The organism is Sulfitobacter indolifex, assembly GCF_022788655.1.
Lineage (GTDB): Bacteria > Pseudomonadota > Alphaproteobacteria > Rhodobacterales > Rhodobacteraceae > Sulfitobacter > Sulfitobacter indolifex.
On record NZ_CP084951.1, the window covers coordinates 175,771 to 199,068 of the forward strand.

The 23,298-nt window shown below is 59.7% G+C and carries 23 protein-coding genes; 10 read left to right on the top strand and 13 right to left on the bottom strand.

The genetic code is table 11. The features are described 5' to 3' along the window. Positions 1 to 11: 11 nt before the first annotated feature. From DSM14862_RS00820 to DSM14862_RS00830, 3 genes are read left to right on the top strand one after another with little or no spacing between them, the layout of a single operon-like run. The gene (locus tag DSM14862_RS00820) at positions 12 to 1,469 is read left to right on the top strand and encodes a biotin carboxylase (RefSeq protein WP_007118499.1); all 1,458 of its coding nucleotides are present in this window, start codon (positions 12 to 14) and stop codon (positions 1,467 to 1,469) included. 17 nt (positions 1,470 to 1,486) lie between these two features. Continuing rightward, complete coding sequence (locus DSM14862_RS00825; protein ID WP_007118500.1) at positions 1,487 to 2,458, top strand: C45 family autoproteolytic acyltransferase/hydolase; 972 nt, start codon at positions 1,487 to 1,489, stop codon at positions 2,456 to 2,458. Next, positions 2,455 to 3,558, top strand: a complete 1,104-nt coding sequence (locus DSM14862_RS00830; protein WP_007118501.1) for a CaiB/BaiF CoA transferase family protein — start codon at positions 2,455 to 2,457, stop codon at positions 3,556 to 3,558. Before DSM14862_RS00825 ends, DSM14862_RS00830 begins: the two co-directional genes overlap by 4 nt. A 50-nt stretch (positions 3,559 to 3,608) precedes the next feature. Here the strand turns inward: DSM14862_RS00830 and DSM14862_RS00835 are convergent, their stop codons facing one another. After that, entirely contained in the window at positions 3,609 to 4,169 is a 561-nt protein-coding gene (locus tag DSM14862_RS00835; RefSeq protein WP_007118502.1) for a type 1 glutamine amidotransferase domain-containing protein, read from the bottom strand. Positions 4,170 to 4,326: 157 nt separating this feature from the next. Here DSM14862_RS00835 and DSM14862_RS00840 point away from each other — a divergent pair, with 157 nt between their 5' ends. The 7 genes from DSM14862_RS00840 to DSM14862_RS00870 all read left to right on the top strand — a co-directional run bounded on the left by DSM14862_RS00840 (position 4,327) and on the right by DSM14862_RS00870 (position 13,251). Continuing rightward, positions 4,327 to 4,974 carry a paraquat-inducible protein A gene (locus DSM14862_RS00840; protein WP_007118503.1) on the top strand — a complete coding sequence of 216 codons (648 nt, stop codon included), beginning with the start codon at positions 4,327 to 4,329 and terminating at the stop codon, positions 4,972 to 4,974. Then, positions 4,932 to 5,591 carry a paraquat-inducible protein A gene (locus DSM14862_RS00845; protein ID WP_208855102.1) on the top strand — a complete coding sequence of 220 codons (660 nt, stop codon included), beginning with the start codon at positions 4,932 to 4,934 and terminating at the stop codon, positions 5,589 to 5,591. The genes DSM14862_RS00840 and DSM14862_RS00845 overlap by 43 nt, the downstream gene beginning before the upstream one ends. Beyond that, a complete protein-coding gene (locus DSM14862_RS00850) occupies positions 5,584 to 7,668 on the top strand; it encodes a PqiB family protein (RefSeq protein ID WP_007118505.1) in 2,085 nt (694 codons plus the stop codon). Before DSM14862_RS00845 ends, DSM14862_RS00850 begins: the two co-directional genes overlap by 8 nt. 3 nt (positions 7,669 to 7,671) lie before the next feature. Next, the gene (locus DSM14862_RS00855; protein WP_007118506.1) at positions 7,672 to 8,238 is read left to right on the top strand and encodes a PqiC family protein; all 567 of its coding nucleotides are present in this window, start codon (positions 7,672 to 7,674) and stop codon (positions 8,236 to 8,238) included. A 128-nt stretch (positions 8,239 to 8,366) separates the two neighbouring features. After that, complete coding sequence (locus tag DSM14862_RS00860) at positions 8,367 to 8,837, top strand: GbsR/MarR family transcriptional regulator (protein ID WP_083804534.1); 471 nt, start codon at positions 8,367 to 8,369, stop codon at positions 8,835 to 8,837. 44 nt (positions 8,838 to 8,881) lie between these two features. After that, positions 8,882 to 10,123 carry an efflux RND transporter periplasmic adaptor subunit gene (locus tag DSM14862_RS00865; protein WP_007118508.1) on the top strand — a complete coding sequence of 414 codons (1,242 nt, stop codon included), beginning with the start codon at positions 8,882 to 8,884 and terminating at the stop codon, positions 10,121 to 10,123. Next, on the top strand, positions 10,120 to 13,251 hold the full coding sequence (locus DSM14862_RS00870; protein WP_007118509.1) for an efflux RND transporter permease subunit: 3,132 nt from the start codon (positions 10,120 to 10,122) through the stop codon (positions 13,249 to 13,251). The genes DSM14862_RS00865 and DSM14862_RS00870 overlap by 4 nt, the downstream gene beginning before the upstream one ends. A gap of 7 nt (positions 13,252 to 13,258) precedes the next feature. Here the strand turns inward: DSM14862_RS00870 and DSM14862_RS00875 are convergent, their stop codons facing one another. The 12 genes from DSM14862_RS00875 to paaC all read right to left on the bottom strand — a co-directional run bounded on the left by DSM14862_RS00875 (position 13,259) and on the right by paaC (position 23,298). Further along, positions 13,259 to 13,723, bottom strand: a complete 465-nt coding sequence (locus tag DSM14862_RS00875) for a PTS sugar transporter subunit IIA (RefSeq protein ID WP_007118510.1) — start codon at positions 13,721 to 13,723, stop codon at positions 13,259 to 13,261. A gap of 40 nt (positions 13,724 to 13,763) precedes the next feature. Then, on the bottom strand, positions 13,764 to 14,330 hold the full coding sequence (gene hpf / locus DSM14862_RS00880) for a ribosome hibernation-promoting factor, HPF/YfiA family (protein ID WP_007118511.1): 567 nt from the start codon (positions 14,328 to 14,330) through the stop codon (positions 13,764 to 13,766). Between the two features lie 308 nt (positions 14,331 to 14,638). Continuing rightward, positions 14,639 to 15,397 (bottom strand): LPS export ABC transporter ATP-binding protein, encoded by a 759-nt coding sequence (lptB, locus tag DSM14862_RS00885; RefSeq protein ID WP_113075657.1) that lies wholly within the window; start codon positions 15,395 to 15,397, stop codon positions 14,639 to 14,641. Further along, complete coding sequence (lptA, locus tag DSM14862_RS00890; protein ID WP_040700780.1) at positions 15,394 to 15,867, bottom strand: lipopolysaccharide transport periplasmic protein LptA; 474 nt, start codon at positions 15,865 to 15,867, stop codon at positions 15,394 to 15,396. The genes lptB and lptA overlap by 4 nt, the downstream gene beginning before the upstream one ends. A 26-nt stretch (positions 15,868 to 15,893) precedes the next feature. Next, on the bottom strand, positions 15,894 to 16,502 hold the full coding sequence (lptC, locus tag DSM14862_RS00895; protein ID WP_007118514.1) for an LPS export ABC transporter periplasmic protein LptC: 609 nt from the start codon (positions 16,500 to 16,502) through the stop codon (positions 15,894 to 15,896). A 6-nt stretch (positions 16,503 to 16,508) separates the two neighbouring features. Further along, positions 16,509 to 17,477, bottom strand: a complete 969-nt coding sequence (locus DSM14862_RS00900; RefSeq protein WP_007118515.1) for a KpsF/GutQ family sugar-phosphate isomerase — start codon at positions 17,475 to 17,477, stop codon at positions 16,509 to 16,511. Continuing rightward, the gene (locus DSM14862_RS00905) at positions 17,474 to 18,088 is read right to left on the bottom strand and encodes a ribonuclease D (RefSeq protein ID WP_007118516.1); all 615 of its coding nucleotides are present in this window, start codon (positions 18,086 to 18,088) and stop codon (positions 17,474 to 17,476) included. Before DSM14862_RS00905 ends, DSM14862_RS00900 begins: the two co-directional genes overlap by 4 nt. A 54-nt stretch (positions 18,089 to 18,142) precedes the next feature. Beyond that, positions 18,143 to 18,934, bottom strand: coding sequence for a PaaX family transcriptional regulator C-terminal domain-containing protein (locus tag DSM14862_RS00910; protein WP_007118517.1), 792 nt, complete (start codon positions 18,932 to 18,934; stop codon positions 18,143 to 18,145). Then, entirely contained in the window at positions 18,924 to 20,948 is a 2,025-nt protein-coding gene (paaZ, locus tag DSM14862_RS00915) for a phenylacetic acid degradation bifunctional protein PaaZ (RefSeq protein WP_007118518.1), read from the bottom strand. The genes DSM14862_RS00910 and paaZ overlap by 11 nt, the downstream gene beginning before the upstream one ends. 10 nt (positions 20,949 to 20,958) lie before the next feature. Continuing rightward, positions 20,959 to 22,023: a 2Fe-2S iron-sulfur cluster-binding protein gene (locus tag DSM14862_RS00920; RefSeq protein ID WP_007118519.1), complete on the bottom strand. Its 1,065-nt coding sequence runs from the start codon at positions 22,021 to 22,023 to the stop codon at positions 20,959 to 20,961. Between the two features lie 7 nt (positions 22,024 to 22,030). Then, the gene (gene paaD / locus DSM14862_RS00925) at positions 22,031 to 22,582 is read right to left on the bottom strand and encodes a 1,2-phenylacetyl-CoA epoxidase subunit PaaD (RefSeq protein WP_007118520.1); all 552 of its coding nucleotides are present in this window, start codon (positions 22,580 to 22,582) and stop codon (positions 22,031 to 22,033) included. After that, on the bottom strand, positions 22,576 to 23,298 hold the full coding sequence (paaC, locus tag DSM14862_RS00930) for a 1,2-phenylacetyl-CoA epoxidase subunit PaaC (protein ID WP_040700407.1): 723 nt from the start codon (positions 23,296 to 23,298) through the stop codon (positions 22,576 to 22,578). Before paaC ends, paaD begins: the two co-directional genes overlap by 7 nt.

Sequence of the window (23,298 nt, forward strand, 5' to 3'; positions counted from 1 at the left end):
GGACCAACGACATGGCAACAGTACTTAAAAATATCTCTGAAATCCGCCGGTTCTTTCACCGAAACGAAGACCCTGTTTATTTTATTTCGGCCACAAACTTTAACCTGTTGGGGTTGGATGAGTGGGTGAAGAACTTCAAATACATCTGCTACATCGACTGCTACGGCGGCAAGCATCCCAACGTCTTCTGCCCCTCGGAGCAGCCTCATGCGGAATTCCAGAGCATTGAGGACATCAACAACTATCTGCTGCAGCACAAGGAGGTCATCGACTTCATCAAGCGCCGTGGCGGCAAGCCCAAGTTTGTCTTCTTGATGTTCGACGAAGAGACTGAGCGTCTCTCAAAAGAGCTGGGCGCAGATGTCTGGTTCCCCAAGGCCAAGCTGCGCCAATCGATGGACAACAAGATCGAAACCGTGCGTATCGGCAACAAGGCAGGCGTGCCCTCGGTGCCGAACGTTCTGGCCGAGGTGAAGTCTTATGACGATCTGAAAAAGACCTGCGAGAAGGCCGGGATTGGCAATGATCTGGTGTTGCAATCGGCCTATGGCGACAGCGGGCACACGACGTTCTTTATCAAATCCGAAGCTGACTTCCGCCGCCATGAGAGCGAGATCATCGGCGAGGGTGAGATCAAGATCATGAAGCGCATCGATTGCCGAGGTGCGGCGATTGAGGCCTGCGCCACCAAGGAAGGCACGATTGTCGGCCCGCTGATGACTGAACTGGTCGGCTTCAAAGAACTGACCCCCTATCGCGGCGGCTGGTGCGGCAACGAGATCCTTGCCACCGCCTTCCCGCCGAAAGTCCGCGAAAAAGCGCGCGATCTGACCTTCAAGTTTGGCGAACAGCTGCGCAAAGAAGGCTATCGCGGTTATTTCGAATTGGATTTCTTGATCGACAAGAAGACCGGCGACCTGTGGCTGGGTGAATTGAACCCACGCATCACCGGCGCATCGTCGATGACCAACCACGCGGCCTTTGCTCATGCCGATGCGCCGCTTTTCCTGTTCCACCTTCTGGAGTTCTCGAAAAAGAAATTCGATCTGGACGTGGATGAACTGAACGCCCGCTGGGCCGACCCTGAGATGATCGACGGTTGGAGCCAGATGGTGATCAAGCACACCGACGACAGCGTCGACATCTGCACCGATGCGCCAGAGACCGGCATCTATAAGATGAAAGAAGACGGCAGCGTGGTCTTTGACCGCTTCGATTATCACCGCCGTGCGGTGGAGAGTGAGAGCGAGGCCTTCTTCCTGCGCATCTTGCAACCGGGTGATTACCGCTATGAAGGGGCCGACATTGGCATCCTTGTGACGCGGGGTCGATCGATGACCAAGTCTTTCCAGTTGAATGAGCGCGCGAAAAAGTGGATTCACGGGATCAAACGTGCGGTGGACGGTAAACCCATCCCCTCCGCTTCTGCTGGTCCGGAGTTTTCTGACCCGGCGTTCAAGATCCTGTAACGAAATGAAAGGCCGCGATGTACTGGCGCGCACTGTCCGAAGACCAGCCCGGCCCCAAGTGGGCCGGACTCTTCGCGGCCTATTGGCCTGACTACCATGCGTGGTGGCTGAAGGAGGGTGAGGCCGCGCGCCCCACCTACGCCCAATGCCGCCGCGCCTTGGCCAAACACATGCCGGAAATGCTGCCGCTCTATGACGAGCTTTGCACCCTTGCAGGCGGCGGCGATCACGCCGCGCGGTTCCTCAGCTTCTATTGCCCGCCACCTTATCTCTCAGCCTGCTCCCAAGCGATCTGGGCCGGGAAAGAGCCGGTCATGGTGCGCAACTACGATTATAACCCCAATGCTTTTGACGCGATGGTGCTGCGCACGGGTTGGCAAGGACGGCAGGTCATGGGCACCTCAGACGGGCTTTGGGGGCTGGTCGATGGGGTGAACGACGCAGGGCTGTCGATCTCGCTGACCTTTGGCGGGCGGCGCGTGGTGGGCGAGGGCTTCGGCGTGCCACTGATCCTGCGCTATGTGCTGCAAACCTGCGAAACTGCGCAAGAGGCGGGCGAGGTGCTGTCGCGGGTGCCGACGCATATGAGCTATAACGTCACCGTGCTGGACCGGAAACGCAACTATCTGACTGCGATGATGGCCCCTGACCGCCCGGCGGTCATCACCCGCGCGGCGGTGGCGACGAACCATCAAGAAAGCGTTGAGTGGATCAGCCATGCACGGTTCACTGCCACTGTGGAGCGTGAACGCTATCTCTTGCAGCGTCTGCGGCTGCACCGTGACCCCGAAGAGAAGTTTATCGGCGCGTTTCTGAAGCCGCCGCTTTATTCCACGGCGTTTAATGCGGGGTTTGGCACGCTCTATACTGCTGTTTACCGACCGCGAAAGCGCCAGATGGAACTGCGTTGGCCCGGCACAACATGGGCGCTTTCCTTGAGCGATTTCACCGAAGGCGCGCGGCAGGTGCTGGTGCCGGGGGCGGCATGAGCATGGCGGAACGTACAGGGCCGCTGGCCTCGTTAAGGGTGGTGGAGTTTTCTGGGCTGGGGCCTGCGCCGCTTGCTGGGCAGTTGCTGGCCGATCTTGGGGCGGATGTCATTACGGTCGACCGCAAAGCCGCCCCGGCGGACCCGTCGGACATTAACCGGCGCGGCAAGCGTTCGGTGGTGTTGAACCTGAAAAAATCCGAAGGCATCGCGGCGGCGCGGGCGCTGATCGCTTCCGCCGATGTGCTGATCGAGGGGTTTCGCCCCGGCGTGATGGAGCGTTTGGGCCTCGGACCTGAGAGTTGCCCTGAGATACTGATCTATGGCCGCATGACCGGTTGGGGCCAGACTGGCCCATGGGCGCAAACGGCGGGGCATGACATCAACTATCTGGCTCTAACAGGGGCTTTACACGCCATGGGCAGCGCGGATGCGCCCCCTGTGCCGCCGCTGAATATGGTCGCAGACTACGGCGGCGGGACGATGTTTCTGCTGTTAGGCATCCTCTCGGCAGTGATCGAGCGCGGTGTGACAGGCAAAGGCCAAGTGGTCGATGCGGCCATGGTCGATGGGGTGCCGGCGATGATGGGGCTGATCCACGGCATGTTGGCTCAAAACAAGTGGACGGAAGAGCGCGCCGCAAATTGGCTGGACGGGGCCGCACCTTTCTATCGATGCTACACCTGTGCGGATGGCAAGTTTCTCGCTGTGGGCGCTTTAGAGCCTCAGTTCTACGCGATCCTTTTAGACAAGCTAGACCTGCCCGCAGAGTATGCGACCACCCAAAACGACACCGCCACATGGCCCGCGCGGACCACTGAATTCGCCGCGATCTTTGCCACGCGCAGCCGCGACGACTGGGCTGCGCATTTCGATGGTTCCGACGCCTGTGTCGCCCCGGTGCTGCGCTTTTCCGAAGCGCCGGATCATCCCCAGATGGCGGCGCGGGGCAATGTGCTGCGCGTGGATGGCGTGCTGCAATCAGGCCACGCGCCGCGATTTGGGGCGGGGGCACCGGAAATGCCCAGCCCACCGCGTGCTATCGGCGCAGATACGGACGCGGTGTTAAAGGAACTGGGCGTCACCTTGGACCGCGCATAAAAAACCCCGGCCAAATGACCGGGGGTAAATCGTAAATCGTTATACGCGACTTAAGCCGCCTTACGCTCATGCTTGCCTTCTTCGATCTCCTCGACGATCTTGGCCACGAATGCATCCAGATCTTCGGGCGACCGGCTGGTAACGATGCCTTGGTCAGCCACCACTTCGCTGTCTTCGTAATGCGCACCGGCGTTCTTCACGTCTGTTGCGATAGACGCATAGCAGGTTGCTTTGCGGCCCTTGATAATGCCTGCCTCAATCAGCAGCCACGGGGCATGGCAGATGGCGGCGACGGTCTTGCCGCTGTCGTGGAACTTGCGGATCAGCGCCACGGCGTCTTTGTTAGCGCGCAGCAGGTCGGGGTTGATCTGGCCGCCGGGTAGAACGATGCCGTGGTAGTCATCCACCACTACGTCTTTCAGCGCCAGATCGGCAGGGGTGGTGTCGCCCCAATCGTCTTCGTCCCAGCCCTTGATGCCATTGCCGTCGGGAGTGGCCACATGGACGGTTGCGCCGCGCGCACGAAGGTCGTTCAGGGGCTTTTCCAGTTCGGACTGCTCGAACCCGTCGGTTGCGAGGATCAGGATCTTTGCATTGTTAATGTCGGTCATTGCTTTCTCCTTTATGATTTCTGTTGGACCAACGAGGTGCGCAGCGGCCTGTTCCGCTCACATTCGTGAGAGCGCGATGTTCCGCCGGTGCAGATACGTCACAAGGCCTGGAATATTTGTTGATACGGCGGGGGGCGGCATCATATATCCACTCAGAATGGATCACCCCGACACACCCCTTGCCGACTTGCCGATGGACGAGCTGATCGTCTGTCCGCAATGCGATGCAATCTACAGGCTGCGGCGTCCCGCCCATGGGGAACGTGCGGCCTGTGAGCGGTGCCATACGGCGCTGATCACACCGCGCCAAAATGCCGGTTTGCAAATCATCGCAGTCGCGGTGGCGGTTATGGTGCTAATCATCGGCGCGGCGGTCTTTCCTTTCCTTACCATCGATGCGGCAGGCACCAGCAATGCGGTGTCGGTGCTGGATGCGGCGCTGGCTTTTTCGGGCGGGCCGATGATCCTGCTGTCGTTGGCCACTGCGGCGCTGATCTTTTTCATACCGCTTTTGCGGGTAATGCTGACGCTTTATGTGCTGATCCCCGTGGTATTGGACCGCCCTGCAGCGCGCCATGCGGTCGCGGCCTTTCGTCTGTCAGAAGAACTGCGGCCCTGGTCGATGGCTGAAATCTTTGCGATTGGCTGTGCCGTGGCGCTGGTCAAGGTGGCCGATCTGGCCGATGTCGGCTTTGGGCCGGCCTTTTACATGTTCGGGGCGTTGGTAGTGCTTGTCATCGCGCAGGACAGATTTTTATGCAAATGGTCCGTATGGAACTCTCTGGAACATCCCAAGAAATCCTGAGCGCACGGGAGCTGGGCATCGTCGCCTGCACCCGGTGTAGCAAGCCCGCGCCAATGGGCACGCCGACCTGTAGCCGTTGCGGGCACCGGCTGGTGTCGCGCGACCGTCTGAGCCTTCAACGGGTTTGGGCGTATTGGACGGTCGGGCTGATGTGCTACATCCCCGCGAATACCTATCCGATGCTTAAGACCCGAACGCTGTTTCAGGTCGAGGAAAGCACAATCATCGGCGGGGCGGTCGAGTTGGCGCAGTATGGCAACTGGGGGATCGCGCTTATCATCCTTTTTGCATCTGTCGTCATTCCGCTCGCAAAATTCATGGCCGTGGCCTTTCTGGCGATCAGCGTTAAACGGCGTTCTGTTACGTCTCAGCGGCAGCGGCATTATTTATATGAGCTGGTCGAGTATATCGGTCGCTGGTCAATGATTGACATCTTTGTGGTTGCGATTTTGTCGTCTCTGGTGCAACTCAAGACACTGGCCGCTATTAATCCGGGAGTTGCGAGCATCTTTTTTGCCCTCTCTGTGATCTTTACCATGTTGGCAGCACAAGCGTTTGATACCCGTATGATCTGGGACGCTCAGACCAAGGACGAGGGCCCGAAAACCGATGACTAAAACGCCAACCGACGTGCCCATTTCGCCCACGCGCAAGATGTTCCTCAGCGGGGCGTCGGTGATCTGGATTATCCCAATCCTTGCCTTGATCGTCGCACTTTTCGTCGCTTACCGTTCCTATGCAGAACGCGGCCCGTTGATCGTCGTTGAATTCGAAGCGGGCGCCGGCATCTCTGCCGGAGAGACCGAATTGCGCTTTCGCGATGTAACGGTCGGGGTGGTCGAAAAAGTCGGCTTTACCTCTGACCTTGAAAAAGTGACGGCACATATCCGCATTGACAAAGATGTGGCCCCCTACATCGACAGCGGGGCGGTTTTTTGGGTCGTACAGCCCGAAGTCACCGCGCAGGGCATCACGGGGCTAAGCACTGTGCTAAGCGGTGTCTACATCGAAGGGTCATGGGATCAGCAGGTCGGACCGCCAGCGCAACGTTTCCAAGGGTCTTCGACCCAGCCGCTGATCCGCGGTGGTCAGAATGGGCTTGAGATCGCGTTCCGCTCGACCGCCAATGGTCAGCTAACGGACAATGTGCCGATACTTTACAAAGGTATCGAAGTCGGTCGGGTTGGCTATGCCAAAATCGCCCCGCGTGGCAACTTCGCCATCGTCGAAGCGCTGATTTTCGAGGAGCATCGCCAGCTTATCAATGAATCTACCCGTTTTTGGGATGCCTCCGGCTTTAGCGTGAATATCGGTCCTGCCGGGGCTGAGATCGATTTTTCCTCGCTGGCAACCCTTGTGGGCGGCGGCGTGACTTTTGATACCTTCGTGTCGGGTGGCGCGCAGGTGTCCGACGGCACAGTATTTGAAATCTATCCCGACAAAGAAACCGCGCGGAATTCCGTCTTTAACGCGTCCGAAGTTGATCCGCTTAAAATGAGCGTTGTATTCGACGACAATATCTCAGGTTTGATCGTCGGGGCCCCGGTCGAGATGAGCGGGCTTGAGATCGGTGAAGTAGAAACGCTCTCGGGTCTTGTAGATTTCGAACGCTTTGGCGACAGCCGTGTTCGGTTGAACGCGATCCTGTCGATCCAGCCCGCACATCTGGGGTTGCAGGGCGATGTGACGGCTGATGCAGCGCTGGCGTTCCTCTCCGAGCGTGTTGAGGATGGCCTGCGCGCGCGGCTTGCTTCGGCCAGCCTGCTCACCGGCGGGCTGAAGGTTGAGATGGTGATGGTCGAAGACGCGCCCGAGGCGTCTCTCAATGAGACCGACAACAATCTCGCGTTGATGCCAACCACCGAAAGCGATGTCTCTGACGCCGCCGCCACGGTCGAGGGCGTATTCACACGTATCAACAGCCTGCCCATCGAAGAGCTGCTCAGCAGCGCGATTTCGTTCCTGAATTCCGCAGAGGCCTTTGTTTCTGATGAAGACCTGCGTGAAACCCCACAAGATGTGCGCGCCCTGTTGGGCGAACTGACGGGGCTTGTCTCTTCTGAAGAGGTCAAGAATGTGCCTGTGGCGCTGAACGGGACGCTGGTGCGGATCGAACAGTTGGTTGCTAAACTCGAAGAAGAGCGCGTTGTTGAACGGCTTTCCACTGCGTTGGAAAGCGCCTCGGAAGCAGCGAGTTCAGTTTCGTCCTCGGTCGAGGGCGTGCCAGAACTGGTGGAAAGCATCCAAGCAGTCGCTGCCAAGGCTGAAACGCTAGAGGTCGAAGAGCTGGTGGTCGCACTCACAGAGCTTACTGAATCTGCGGATGCCGTGATTGGCACCGACGATGCGGTTGCCCTGCCGGGCGCGCTGAAACGTGCACTGGACGAGGTGAACGCCACACTCGAAGAGCTGCGTGAAGGCGGTGCTATTGAAAACGTGAACCGCACCTTGGCGTCGGCACGCAATGCCGCCGACAATATCGCAGTCTCGGCGCGTGACCTGCCGCAGGTGGTAGCGCGTTTGACCGCGCTGTTCGCACAGGCCAGCAGCACGATCGAAGGCTATAACAAAGGTGAACAGCTTAGCCGCAGCGCCGAGCGCACCCTGCGTGACATCCAGAAAGCCGCCGAAGCACTTGCATCTTTGGCGCGGACCATTGAACGTAACCCCAATTCTCTATTGCTGGGACGGTAAAGCATGAACATTGCAAAACCCCTAATCACCCTCGGTCTGCTGGTCGCTTTGGCCGCATGCGGTGGCACGACCGAGCGTTTTACCGTGCGCGCCCCAGCGATAACGGAGAAAACCTCGATCGCGTTCACCTCGGTTGAAGTCCGCGATGTGTCATTGCCGACCTACGCCGCGGCCGAAGAAATCTCGCTGCAGATGGCGGATGGTAGCCTTATCAGTTCGTCGGACGTGTTGTGGGCCGATGCGCCCGAGCGCGCCGTGGCGCTTGAGTTAAGCCAGAACCTTGCACGCATGACCGGGCGCCGCGTTGCGTCTGAGCCTTGGCCGTTCGAAGCCTTCCCCGATGCCCGTCTCGAAGTACGCTTTGCAGAATTCGTGGCGACCGAAACAGGTCAGTTCCGCGCGTCGGGTCAGTACTTCGTCGCCGTCTCGGATGACCGTCGGGAGCGTTCGGGTCTGTTTGACCTAAGCGTGCCGTTCAACGGCGAAGGGGGGATCAATGCCATCGCAACCGCACGCGGTCAGCTTGTCCTCGATCTGGCCCGCTATATTGCGCAGAACGGGCTGAAGTAAGCGCTTCCACCCGAAAATGACTTAACGGCGCGCATAGTTCAGACTGTTCAGATAATTCTGAATAGACTTGATTTGTGCCGAAGTCTGTCTATTTACCGTCAACGCAGGCTGTCGTTGACGGGGAACAGATGAATACCACTGAACAAATAGACCGAGTTCGTGACGACTTTATTACGCGGATGGGCGTGATCGCGATGGGCGAAGGGCTGCCCCGCATGTCGGGTCAGATATTTGCCATGCTCGTTTTCGAAGGCGAGGCGATTGCCTTTGGCGCGCTATCGCGCCGTCTGTCCGTCAGCCGTGCCACGATCAGCACTTCTATCCGCCTGCTCGAAGAGCGCGGCCTGATCCGGCGCGTCAATAAAACGGGTGACCGGCAAGATTACTTCCAACTTGCCGATGACGCCTATGCCGCGATGACAAAATACGCACTTGCTGGCACGCGCCACGCCAAGGCCGAGATCAATGACACCATGAGCAAGCTTCCCGAAGATGCCGATGGGGTGCGCGCGAGGCTCGATTCTTTTGCGGCGTTCTACGACACGATCAGTGAAGCGCTTGACGATGTCGCCACCCGGGTAAGCAAGCCCAAGATTTGACGCGTGACCTAAAGACACATGGTTGCAGCGATGGAGTTCTACCAATGAGTGACACATCCCAAGAGCGCAAGACGCTCTCCTTTGATAGCGATGCCGGCTCGAAACGGTCGAAGTTCATCGCGGGGGGCATTGCGGTGCTGATCGGCCTTTGGATGGGCAGTGGCTATATCATCCCATCCGAAGAAACCGAAGCAGCCGCACCCGCACCAATCTCACCTAAGGCGGTCACAGTTGCGGTGCGTCGTTCTCAGGCGGACAATGTGACCCAAGTTTTCGTGGCCGAAGGCCAAGCGTTGCCAGACCGCGATACGATGGTGCGTGCAGAATCCGGGGGCGAGATCGCCGAAGTGCTGGTCGCCAAAGGCGCTGTTCTGGAGGCGGGCGATTTGATTGCCCGGCTTAGCACCACGGCGCGCGACTCTGACCTGGCCCGCGCGCGGGAAGAGCTGAACCGCGCGCAACGCGAATATGACAATGCCGAAGCACTGCTGGAGCGTGGTGTCTCTACCGTTGACCGCGTCAGCCAAGCGCGCGCAACCCTGGCCTCTGCGCAGGCATCTGTCACGACTGCCGAAGAGGCGCTGAACAATACCGAAATCCGTGCACCTTTTCCGGGGCGGCTTGAGATGTTGGATATCTCTGCGGGCGAATTCGTCTCCACCGGCGATGACATTGCCCGGTTGGTGGATAACACGCCGCTGACCATCCAAGTGCAGGTGCCCCAGCAAGCGCTGAAAGACGTCAAGGAAGGGCAGGAAGCCGACGTGACGTTTATCACCGGGGCCGAAGCACAGGGCGAAGTGCAATTCGTATCGAGCAGCGCCAGCGCCGAAACCCGGACCTTTACCGCCGAGATTAGGGTCGAGAACACCGAGGGTGCGATCCCTGCCGGTATATCCGCCCGCGTGCGCATCCCCACGGGCGAGACCCGCGCGCATTTCGTCTCTCCGGCGATCCTGTCTTTGGACACCAATGGCACTTTGGGTGTGAAGACGGTGAATGACGAAAACAAAGTCGTTTTCAATAAGATTGCGATTGTCCGCGCTCAAACGGATGGCATCTGGATCGGGGGCCTGCCGGATGAGGCCGAGATCATCACCATCGGGCAGGGTTTCGTGAACGACGGCGAAACTGTCAATCCGCAGGCCGAAACCAGCACTGAAGACGCCCCCAAAGAGCAACCTATGACGGGCGTGCCAGAGATTGATGAACTGGAGGACACCGCCGCTGGTGCAGGCCAGATCACCGGCAGCGCCGAAGCCGCCCAGCCGGAGCGCGTGGAATGAACGCCCTGATCGACGCCGCCTTTAGCCGCGGCCGTGTGGTAATCCTAGGTCTGGTCATGATCCTGCTCGTCGGGGCCTATGCCTATGTCGGTATTCCCAAGGAAAGCTCGCCCGAGATCCCTATTCCGACGCTCTATGTCTCCACCACGCTCGAAGGTATCTCACCCGAAGACAGTGAACGGCTGTTGGTCGAGCCGCTTGAGACAGAGCTTAGCGCGATCACCGGGCTAAAGCAGATCACCTCAAACGGGGCCGAAGGCCATGCCTCTGTGCAACTGGAGTTTGAGCCGGGGTTCGACTCTGATGAAGCGCTCGACAAGGTGCGCGAAGGCGTTGACCGGGCTAAGTCTGACCTGCCCGAAGACGCCACCGACCCGGTTGTGACCGAGATCAACACAGCGCTGTTCCCGATCCTGACCGCGATCCTGTCCGGGCCGGTGCCAGAGCGCACGCTTAACCGTATTTCCGAGGAACTGAAGGACGCGATTGAAGGGCTGTCTGGCGTGCTCGAAGTCGACGTTGGCGGAGAGCGCACAGAGCTTTTGGAGGTCTTAATCGACCCCACGGTGTTTGAGACCTACAACATCTCGTTCGAAGAGCTGATCAGTCAGATCAACCGCAACAACCGCCTGATTGCTGCAGGCGCGATTGAAAGCGGCGCGGGGCGGCTGGTGCTCAAGGTGCCGGGGCTGATCGAAGACGTCGAAGACGTCATGTCTCTGCCAATCAAGGTGCGCGGCGATACTGTGGTGACCTTCGCTGATGTCGCCACGATCCGCCGCACCTTCAAAGATCCCACCGGCTTTGCGCGCATTGATGGGCAACCGGCACTGGCGTTGGAGATCAAGAAACGCTCGGGCGCGAACATCATTGAAACGGTTGCCGCCGTGCGCGAGCTGATTGATGAAATGCGGACGGAATGGCCTGACAGCATCACCGTCAAATACACCCAAGACGAATCTGAGCAGGTCCAAAGCATGCTCAGCGATCTGGAAGCGAATGTTATTGCGGCCGTGATCCTTGTGATGATCGTGATCGTCTGGGCCTTGGGCGTCCGCTCGGCTCTGCTGGTGGGGCTGGCGATTCCGGGGGCGTTTCTGGCCGGTGTCACCGCGCTTTGGGTGATGGGCTATACGATGAACCTCGTGGTGCTTTTCTCGCTGATCCTCGTGGTGGGCATGCTGGTGGACGGCGCCATCGTAACCACCGAACTGGCCGATCGCCGCCTGCAGGAGGGGCATTCCCCCCGTGCGGCCTATGCCCATGCGGCGAAGCGTATGTCATGGCCGATCATCGCCTCAACTGCCACGACGTTGAGCGTGTTCTTCCCGCTGCTGTTCTGGACCGGCACAGTGGGGGAGTTCATGAAATTCCTGCCGATTACGGTTATTTTGACCCTGACGGCCTCGCTTTTCATGGCATTGGTTTTTATCCCCGTGGTTGGCGGGATCATCGGCAAACGCCCCCCGCAATCGGCCAAGGATAAGGCCACGCTTTATGCCGCTGAACAGGGTGATCCGCGTGATCTGAAGGGCTTTACCGGCGGCTATGTCAAACTGCTGCAATTCGCCATTCTGCGGCCTTGGATGACATTGATACTAGCGATTTCTATGCTGATGGGGGGCTTTACTGCCTATGCGCAGTTCGGCAACGGCATCACCTTTTTCCCCGAAGTAGAGCCTGATTTCGCGCAGGTACAGGTCCGCGCGCGGGACAATTTCTCAATCTACGAACAAGACGAACTGGTACGGCAGGTTGAGCAGCGGTTGTTCGAGTATGATGAGATTGCCAGTGTCTATGCGCGCACCGGCGGCGGCAACCGTGACAGCGCCGATTTGATTGGCACTGTTCAGGTGGAATTTACCGAATGGGACGAACGCCGGACCGCCGCGATGATCGGCGAGGATATCCGCACCGAGATGGCGGCCATTCCGGGCATCGATGTGCAGGTTCAGACGGCCTCAAACGGACCCACTGGCGGAAAGCCCGTCAATCTGCGGATCAAGGCACATGACAGTGAAGTGCAGCAGCAGGTTGTTAACCAAATCCGTGAGAAGATGTCGGATATCGGCGGTTTCACCGATGTGACGGATTCGCGCCCCCTGCCGGGGGTGGAGTGGCGCATCGCAGTTAACCGTTCCGAAGCAGCACGGTTCGGGGCCGATATCTCCACCTTGGGTCAAGCGGTGCAACTGCTGACGCGCGGCATCACCGTGGCGGATTACCGCCCCGACGATGCCGAAGGTTCCATCGACATTAACGTCCGCTTTCCGTCTGATGAACGCACGCTGGAAGAGCTTCAATCGCTGCGCGTGCCGACCTCTGCAGGGCTGGTGCCGATCTCGAACTTCGTGACGTTCGAGCCAAGCCCGCGCACCGGCACGATCACGCGCGTTGATCAAGAACGCGTGGTGACGGTCGAAGCGAACGTCGCACCCGGCGTCTTGGTGAACGATCAAACGGTTGCTCTGCGCAGCGCGATTGACGCAATGGACCTGCCCCCGGGGGTCGAAGCCTCCTTTGCGGGCGAAGCGGAAGACCAGCAGGAATCGATGATCTTCCTCGCAGGGGCGTTTATCACCGCGATCTTCCTGATGTTCGTGATCCTCGTGATCCAGTTCAACACGTTCTACCAAGCCTTTGTCGTCATGTCGGCCATTGTCTTTTCCATTGCAGGCGTACTTTTTGGTCTGCTCGTCACCGGGCGGCCCTTTGGCGTCGTCATGGGCGGCATCGGGGTGATCGCGCTGGCGGGGATCGTGGTGAACAACAATATCGTTCTGATCGACACTTATAACGATCTTAAGAAAACCGGGCTTTCACCGCTAGAAGCCGCGTTGCGCACCGGGGCACAACGTCTGCGGCCAGTGGTGCTGACCTCCGTTACGACTGCGCTTGGCCTGATGCCCATGGTGATCGGGCTCAACATCAACTTCTTCACCCGTGAGATTGTCTATGGCGCGCCGTCGACACAGTGGTGGACCGAGTTGAGTTCGGCCATTGCAGGTGGCCTGGTGGTCGCGACCGTGCTGACACTGGTGGTGACACCAGCAATGTTGATGTTGGGCGAGAAAAAAGCGACACGCGGCGCGCCCACCCCGCAAGAGGCCGAGCCCGCAGCGGTGTGAGCCGATGTTAGGCGGCCTTGTCGGCCTTGTCCTCGGTCAGAATGGTATAAAGCGTGGCCGGGTCTGGGTTCGACCGCAGCTTGGTGCAGATGCTGGTGTCTCGCAATGTGCGGGCCACCAGCGCCAGCGCTTTGAGGTGCTCAACCCCTGCGTCTTCGGGGGCGAACAGGGCAAAGGCCACATCGACAGGTTGACGGTCGACCGACGAAAAATCGATTGGTTTGTCCAGCAGCACGAAAGCACCGACCACGCGGTCGATGCCATTCATGCGCGCGTGGGGCAGGGCGACGCCGTGGCCCACACCGGTCGGGCCAAGGGTTTCGCGCGTCATCAGCGCATCCACCACTTGGCCAGCCGGCAGCCCATAGGCATGCTGGGCGAGTTCGCCGATATCCTGCATCAGCCGCTTCTTGCTAGAAGCCGAAGTCAAAACCTTTACGGCCTCTGGCTTGAGGAGTTTGCCGAAATCCATACCGCTCGCCCTGCTCTGTGGCGGATATTACCGCCGTGGGTTACGAAGGGTCGATCCAGCCGATGTTCCCGTCCTCACGACGGTACACGACATTCATCCCTTCCTGGCCTTCCTTGCGAAACAGCAGCACCGGATCGCCCGACAATTCCATCTGCATGACCGCTTCACCGACAGACAAAGTTGGCACCTTCATCTGCATCTCGGCAATGATCATGGGTTGGAGGGTATCAGGTTCCTGCGCGTCTGAATCGCTGTCTGACGCGAGGATATAGGAGGACGCCCCCAAAAGTTCAACCGGTTCGGCACGATCTTTGTGATGGTCCTTCAAGCGGCGCTTGTAACGGCGCAGTTGTTTTTCCATCTTCGCGCAGCAACTATCGAAAGCAGCATAGATTTCCGTCGCCTTGGCCTTGGCCGAAGCGGTGAGACCGGTAGAAAGATGCACCGTTGCCTCACAGGCAAATTCGTGACCCGTTTTGGAAAACACCACCAGGGCATCGGTCGGGCGTTCGGCATATTTGCCTACCGCCTCGTCCAGTTCCGTCCGGACATGTGTCCGAAGCGCATCGCCAATGTCGATCTGTTTGCCACTGATCTGATACCGCATATCGTCTCCTTGTCTTTCTTGTTCCGAACATCGCCAAACGGTCCACGAGCGTGGAGCGGGGCAATTATCAGATATGGAGGAATGGTGCCGCGACCAGAATGATTTTGACCGTTCCTTCGCGGGAAGGGCACTGCAGGATCAAACAGGAACGCGATTTCACCATATATCAATGAGGCCGCGTTTCGGTTTGAAAGTCAATGGCGCCGATGCGCTCGGCGCCGTTTAATGACTACAATCAGAGCGATTTTCAACAAAGGCTAAGCAATGCTATGCCAAAGACTGGCCAAGCCAATAAAACACGCTAAGTCCTAGGAAATACGGAAATTATCGCCAAGATAGACGCGGCGCACATTCTCGTTTTGCACAACTTCCTCGGGCGTTCCGGACATCAGAACTTTGCCCTCATGCAGGATATAGGCGCGGTCGACGATCTCTAGTGTTTCGCGGACATTGTGGTCAGTGATCAGCACGCCGATGCCACGCTTCTTGAGGTCGGCAACCAATTGCCGGATGTCCCCAACGGAAATCGGATCGACCCCGGCAAAGGGTTCGTCAAGCAGCAGATAGCTGGGATTGGCGGCCAGACAACGGGCGATTTCGACGCGGCGACGCTCCCCCCCCGACAGCGCCAGCGCAGGGGCGCGGCGCAGGTGTTCGATGGAAAACTCGGTCAGCAGCTCTTCAAGCCGCTCGCGCCGCTGGTGGCGGTGTTTGACCCGGATATCGAGGATCGCGCTGATGTTGTCTTGTACCGACAGCCCGCGAAAGATGCTCATTTCCTGCGGCAGATAGCCAATGCCAAGCTGCGCGCGGCGGTACATCGGCAGGGTGGTGACATCCTTGCCATCCACGGTCACACGCCCCCCCTCGGGCGTGACAAGTCCAGCCACGGCGTAGAAGGTCGTCGTCTTGCCCGAACCGTTTGGCCCTAAGAGGGCAACAACCTCGCCGCGGTCAAGCTCCATTGAGAAGTCGCGGATCACCGCTTTCTTGCGATAAGATTTGCGCAAATGCTGAATGCGCAGGCCGGAGTCGCCCCCGGCAACCTTGAGCTCGGGGGGCATCAGTTGCCGCTGCCGGGCTGCAAAATGGTCTTCACGCCGCCTGACATCTGCGCCGTGCCGTCGTTCAGGTTCACCGTCATTTCCTGCGCGCTCAGCGCACTTGGCCCTTGGGTCATCAGGACATCGCCGCTCATCACCAAGGTGCCCGCGTCGATATCATAGTCGGCGCGCTGCGATTCAGCGGCGTCTTCGCCAGCGACCAGTACAACGCCGCCGGTCGCCTCAAGCTTGGCAATGCCCTGATCTTCCGCGCGGTAGATCACTTGCACCTTGCCCGCAGAAAGCGTCATTTCACCCTGAGAGATCAATACGTTACCAGTAAAAATAGCCGTGCCCGAAGCGTTATCGACCGACAGATTATCGGCGGTCACTTCGACAGGCAGGCTGGTGTCTTGCTCTAGCGCGCCAAAGGCCACATTGGCCGATTGTGCAGTGACAGGGGCGGCCTGCAGCGCGAAAAGCAGCGGCAGCATCAAAATAAACAAGTGTTTCAAGGCAGTTACTCTTTCGTTGCTTGCGGCGTGTATATCAGTTTCACACCTTTTGTGAAAAGCAATTGCGAGCCGGCGCTGTTCTGCCGATTGGTGATTGCCATGCTTCCGGCGGTGATCTTGCCTGCCGGACTGGTGGCTTCGACCGGGCCGGGTGAAAGAAGATCTAGTGTGGTTAGGTTGGTTGTCATCCGCTCAGATAGAATCTGGTAGCCGGTTGAGGTGCTGACGCGCACATCGCCCGCCAGTTCCGCTTCCTCCGCACCGGTGTCAAACCTGCCGCTGCTGGATTGCAGTATGATTTTCGCACCATCCTGTAGATCTAGGGTGGCCTCGATATCTTCGGCCTCATTGGTGCCGGTCTCGCCGCCGGGGGTTGTCAACTTTTCGGCGGAGAATGAGATCAGATCGCCGTCCGCCGTGGTGCCGGAGTAGAAGGGGCCGGTGATCTGCTGGTCGCGCAGCCGATCCTGTACTTCTTTATCCGCAAAAGGGATCACCGCCTGCGGTTCTATCGCGCGCGACAACAGGAACAGGGTCGACAGCAGTGCCAGCGCAATCAGCGGAAAGAGCACTTTCAGCCAAGAGACAACACGTGAGTGGCGGTCGCCCTTCATCCCGCGTTACCCCAGCCCGACGCGCAGACAGTCGTGGATATGCAGCAGCCCCACGGGCGATTTGCCGTCGTTCTGCGCTGGATCTGTGACGATCAGGCAGGTGATCTTGCGGTTGTTCATCACGCCCACGGCTTTTTCGGCCAGTTCGTCGGGGCTGATGGTGACGGGTGCGGGGGTCATGACCTCACGCGCGGTCATGGTCATCAGCCCATCTAAGTGACGCGCGAGGTCGCCCATGGTGATGATACCTTCAAGCGTGCCCGCGTCATTCACCACGCAGACCACGCCAAAACCCTTGCGGCTGATCTCGCTCAACGCGTCGGCCATTGGCGCATCGGCAGAGACCAATGGCAGCGCATCGCCCACATGCATTAAGTCTGCCACACGGCTCAGCCGCGCGCCCAGTTTGCCGCCAGGGTGGAAGTCGCGGAAATGCTCAGCGGTGAAGGCGCGGTTCTCCATCAGGGCCACGGCCACGGCATCGCCCATTGCCAGCGTCAGCGTGGTTGAGGTGGTCGGCACAACGCCTGTGCCGCAAGCCTCGGCAATGCGGGGCAGTTCCAGCACCACATCGCTGTGGCGGCCCAAGCTGCTGTCAGGGCGGCTGGTGATCCCGATGAGCGGGATCGCATAGCGGCGCGAGTAGGCGATGAGGTTGGCCAATTCCGGCGCTTCGCCGGAGTTGGAGATCGCCAGCACCACGTCAGCTGCGGTGATCATGCCCAAGTCGCCGTGGCTTGCCTCGGCCGGATGCACAAATTGGGCAGGGGTCCCGGTGGAGGCCAGCGTCGCTGCGATTTTGTTGCCGATATGGCCCGATTTACCGATGCCGGTGACGATGATGCGGCCCTTGCACGCGCGCATCAGGTCCACGGCACCGCGGAAACGGTCATCAAGGCTGTCGGCAAGCTGGATCAGCGCGTCAGATTCGCAGCGGATCACGCGACGGGCGGTATCAAGAAAAGGTGTGTTCATGCGTGTGCGAAGATGTCCGTGTCCGGCCATCCCTCCAGATCAAGCCGGGCGCGCATCGGCAGGAAATCGAAACAGGCCTGCGCCATGTCCATCCGGCCTTCGCGTATCAGGCGTTTGTTAAGTTCATCGCGCAGACGGTGCAGGTAAAGCACATCTGACGCGGCATAGTCGATCTGCGCTTGGGTCAGCTCTTTGGCCCCCCAGTCGCTGGATTGTTGCTGTTTGGAGATATCCACGCTCAGTAGTTCCTGACAGAGCTTCGCCAGCCCGTGCCGATCCGTATAGGTACGGATCAAACGGCTGGCGATCTTGGTGCAATAGACTGGTGCTGCGGTGGCGCCAAAGGCGTTCAGCATCGCGGCAATGTCAAAACGGCCATAATGAAACAGCTTCAGCACATGTGGATTTTCCAACAGCGCGCAGAGGTTCGGCGCTTCGGTCTGGCCTTTGGCAATCTGCACGAGATGCGCATGACCATCGCCGCCCGACAGCTGCACAACGCACAGCCGATCACGGTGCGGATGCAGCCCCATCGTTTCGCAGTCAATGGCAACCATCGGCCCGAGGTCGAGGTCATCCGGCAGGTCGTTCTGATAGAGGAAATTTGTCATGAGGTCGTCTATACCGCGCTTGCACGGCATGGGAAAGCAGCGCTTTGCCGGCGGTCAGCCCGCCGCCGAAGCAGCGGCTAAATCTTGCAAGGCGGGCCGGGGGTGGCGGTTTAGCAATTGGTCGACCAGCAGGTGGCATTGGTAGCCCGACCAGTCGGAACGGATAAGGCCGCCGGGCAGAGCAGGATGTTTCAACGCAAGCCGCCGCCAGTTGTGCACGATAAGACAGCGCAGGACGGCAATCTCGAGCGCGTTCATGTGGCTGTCACAGGCCAGCGTTCCTCGCAGCGTAGACAGCGCGTGTAGCAGTGCGTCATATTCCGGTTCCAACGCAGTCGGCTCCACGGCGCGGCGCAGCCAGTCGGGCGGGGTTTCCCCTCGGAGGGGCAGGCTCCCTTTGGGGGCAGTGCTCTCACTCCGACCGACATAGACGCGTGGCATGACTGGGATGAAGCCTTCTGCGCGCAGGGTGGCGTCAATCTCGCGGCCGTTTTCCTCAGTCATCACCATCTGCCATGGCTCCGACAGATCCGGCGGGGCGGCATAGATACGGGGGCTGGCTGCCGCACTTTCCGCGCGGCCCTGCGCGGTCAGACTGTGCTGGCTGATCCGCCCCACCTTGCGTGACTGCAACCAACCATCATTGCGCAACCGGTGCAGGGCCACGCGGCTCGCCTCAGGCCGCACATCAAGTGCTGCCATTATGGTGGATAAAACCGGCCCGTCTATCGCGTCGCCATTGCCCTGGGCCAGATCACCGAACAGGCTGATCATCAACGACCAGACGCGCTGACCACCCAAACCCGCAAAGGCGGCAACGAGGGGGGCGGGTTGCTCAGAGAGCATTCATCGTCAGCAGATCGTATTCCGCGACCGCTTCCTCCCGTTGGTTGGTCAGGGTCACATGCCAACGCACCTCGCCGTATTCCTCGTTACGCGGGGTCTTGTGCTTAACCGTTAACCGCACTTTCATGCTGTCCCCGGCAGAGACGGGCTCGAGAAAGCGGAGATTGTCGAGCCCGGTGTTGGCCAGCACCGGCCCCGGATCGGGCTGCACGAAAAGCCCGGCAGCAAAGCTTAGGAGCAGGTAGCCGTGCGCCACGCGCCCCGGAAAGAACGGGTTCGCCGCGGCGGCTTCGTCGTCCATATGCGCATAGAAAGTGTCGCCGGTGAAATTGGCGAAGGTCTCAATATCGTCGAGCGAGATTTCGCGGGACTTGGAATAGAAGGTTTCGCCTAAATCCAACTCGGTGAAACGCCGGGTGAAAGGGTGATCGCGGTCGGTGATCTCCTGAGCGCCCGGCACCCATTGTTTGCCAATGGCGGTGAGGATGTCGGGGCTGCCCTGCACTGCGGTGCGCTGCATATAGTGCATCACGCCCCGAATGCCGCCCAGTTCTTCGCCGCCGCCCGCACGGCCCGGGCCGCCATGGACCATATGCGGCAGCGGGGAGCCGTGGCCCGTCGCTTCTTTCATCGACGTGCGGTTGTTGAAATAGAGCCGTCCGTGGAAGGCTGCCGAACCTATGGTCAACTCACGCGCCACCTCACCATCGTTGGTGATGATGGAGGCGACGAGCGACCCTTGGCCGCGATTCAAAAGCGCACTCGCATGGGGCAGGTCGCGGTAAGGCATGAGGGTCGAAACCGGGCCGAAAGCCTCGGTGTCATGCACGCGCTCGGCCTTGTCTGGGTCGGCGCAATGGAACAGCATCGGCGGCAGGAAGGCGCCTTTGTCTTTGTCAGCGCCTTTGACGGTGAAGTTGTCGGGATCGCCAAAGACGCGCTCGGCCTCGGCGCTCAGCAGAGCAACTTTCTCCAGCACGTCGCGTTTTTGGCTGTTCGAGACCAACGCGCCCATGCGGGTAGACTCATCGCGGGGATCGCCGATGGTGGTTTTTGCCAAACGCTCAGACAGGGCTGCAATCACAGCGTCGATCTGTGCCTGCGGGACCATGATCCGGCGGATCGCGGTGCATTTTTGCCCCGCTTTCGCAGTCATCTCCCGCTGCACTTCCTTGACAAAAAGATCGAACTCCGGCGTGCCAGGGGTGGCATCGGGGCCAAGGACAGACGCGTTGAGACTGTCTTGCTCCGAGGTGAAGCGCACGGAGTTTTGCAACAGCACGGGGTTACTGCGTAGTTTCAACGCTGTATCGGCAGAGCCGGTAAAGGCCACGGCATCCTGACAGTCGAGATGGTCGAGCATATCGCCCAAGCCACCGCTGACCAGCTGCAACGCGCCCTTCGGCAGTAGCCCGCTATCCAGCATCAGCCGCACGCAGTGTTCGGTCACATAGCAGGTCGCGGTGGCAGGTTTCACGATGGCCGGAACGCCCGCCAGCAGGGTAGGGGCGAGCTTCTCCAACATGCCCCAAACGGGGAAGTTGAAGGCATTGATATGCACCGCGACGCCTTGCAAGGGCGTGCAGATGTGCCGCCCCATGAACTGCCCTTCGCGGCCCAATTGCTCAGGCGCACCGTCGAGATAGACATGCGCATCCGGCATCTCGCGCCGACCCTTAGAGGCAAAGACGAGCATCGTGCCAATGCCGCCGTCGACGTCGATCTTGTGGTCCGACAGGGTCGCACCGGTGTCGTAACTCAGATCATAGAGCGCCTGTTTGTGCTCCATCAGATGCAACGCCAGCGCTTTCAGCATCCGCGCGCGGTCGTGGAATGTCATCGCGCGCAGGGCGGGGCCGCCGTGGTCGCGGGCAAAGCCCAGCATCGCCTGCACGTCCAGCGCATCGTTGCCGGCTTGGGCGATCACATCACCGGTGATGGCGCTGGCGATGTTGCGGGCGCCCGCGCCCGGGGCCAGCCATTCGCCTGCGGCAAAGCTTTGAATATCGCGCATGTCGGCTCCTTTAATGCGTGTCGTAGTCGATGGTGAGCGTGTCGCTGAGCGGGTAGCTCTGGCAGGTCAGCACATAGCCGCGCTCGACCTCATAGTCCTCAAGCGCATGGTTCGAGAGCATTTCAACCTCACCGTCGAGCACCTTGCCCATGCAGGTCGAGCAGACCCCGGCCTTGCAGGCAAACGGCGCTTCCTGCCCGTTCTCCAGTGCGGCTTCGAGCACGGACTGGCCCTTCTGCATGGTAAAGCTGCGCCGTGCGCCGTCGATGATGACGGTGACTTCGGTGCCGCTTTGGCCTTCGCTGCGCTTGGCCATTTCCTGTTTGGCCAGACGGCCCTGCTGGCTTTCGCTGAAGAGTTCGAATTTGATCTGATCGTCGCCGAGACCGTTGGTCTTCAGCGCCTCAGCAATCGCCAGCATCATCGGCTCTGGCCCGCAGATAAAGGCGGTGTCGATATTGTCGATCTGGATCCAATGTTTGAACAGCGCGTCGCATTTAGCCTGATCGACGCGGCCTTCGAACAACTCCATATCCTGCCCGGATTCGAGGATATGGATGATCGTCAGCCGACCCATGTAGTGGTTCTTGAGGTCCTCAAGCTCCTCGCGGAACATGATCGTGTTCACGGCGCGGTTGGCATAGACCAGCGTGAAGGTCGAATTAGGCTCGCGTTTCAGCACCGTTTTGAGGATCGACAGTACCGGAGTGATGCCTGAGCCACCCGCAAAACCGAGGTAGTTTTTGGCCACCTCCGGCTCAATCTCGGTGAAGAACTTGCCCTGCGGCGGCATGGCGTGCAGCGTGTCGCCGACCTTCAACTCGGTATTGGCATAGGTCGAAAACGCCCCGCCATCGACGCGTTTGATGCCGACTTTCAATTCGCCATCATCCAGCCCCGCGCAAATCGAATAGTTGCGCCGCAATTCGGTGCCGTCGAAATCCTGCTTGAAGGTCAGGTACTGGCCTTGGGTAAAGGCGAATGCGTCAGGGTTTTCTGGCTTCAGCGTCAGCACCACCGCATCGCGGATGGTGTGGTGAATATCAGTCACTAACAGGGGGTGAAACTGGCTCATTGGGGCCTCAGATACATTTGAAATAGTCAAAGGGTTCAAGGCAGTCTTGGCACCGCCATTGCGCCTTGCAGGGGGTCGAGCCGAACTGGCTGATCCGCTCCACCGCTTGGCTTTTGCAATGCGGGCAATGCTGCGGGCCGCCGGCGGGGCGGGGTGGCGCGATACCGTAGGCTTCCAGCTTGGCGCGGCCGGTATCGGTCATCCAGTCGGTGGTCCAAGGCGGGGAGAGCTGCCGTTGCAGGGACAGGTTCTCGATGCCGTGGTCGCGCAGGGCCATTTCGATATCAAGGTTGATAATGCTGGTGGCGGGACAGCCGGAATAGGTCGGCGTGATGGTTACGACCAGCGTCTGATCCTGCCACTGCACATCACGGATGATGCCCAGATCGGTTAGTGAGATGGCCGGGATTTCCGGGTCGGGAATGGCGGATAGCCACGCCCAAACAGTCTCTAAACTGGGCTTTTTGCCGCCGCGGACAGGGCCGCGCGGCGACCTGTCGCGGACCACCCCGGGCACCGGCGCGGGGGCGGGCCGGGTGCTGGGGGCGGATCTTACCATGAGGCATCCGGGTAGGCGCGCTGCAACCACTGCATTTGGGTCAGCATATGGCCCAGATGTTCGCTGTGCCGCGCGCCACTTTTCCCGCCCCGATGGGCAAAGTCATCTTCGGGCTTGCTGAGTGTCGCGGCCGCCAGCGTGTCGCCGACCAACTGGTCATAGCCGGCGCGCAGGCTTTCTGGTTCGGGCGCGATGCCCGCCTCAACCATCGCCGCGTCGACGTCATCACCAAGAAACATCTCGCCGACATAGGGCCAAAGCAGATCAAGCGCCGCTTGCATCCGGCGGTGGCTTTCCTCTGTCCCGTCGCCAAGGCCAATCACCGTGTCAGAGGAGCGCTCGAGGTGGTAGGTCACTTCCTTGGCGGATTTCTCGGCAATCGCGGCGATCTCCTTGTCGCTGGAATCGACCAGCGCGGTCAGTTGCGCCAGATGCCACGCGTCAAACAAGAACTGCCGCATCATGGTCTGGCCGAAATCGCCGTTGGGCTGCTCCGCCAGCAGCACATTGCGGAAATCCCAAACGTCGCGGTGAAAGGCGAGCTTGTCGGCGTCACGCCCCTCACCTTCGACTTCGCCAGCAAGGCCCAGCCAAAGCTGCGTCTGGCCGATCAAATCAAGCGCCACATTGGCGAGCGCGATGTCTTCCTCCAGCACCGGCGCCACGCCGCACCATTCAGAGACGCGATGGCCCAGCACCAAGGCGTTGTCGCCCAT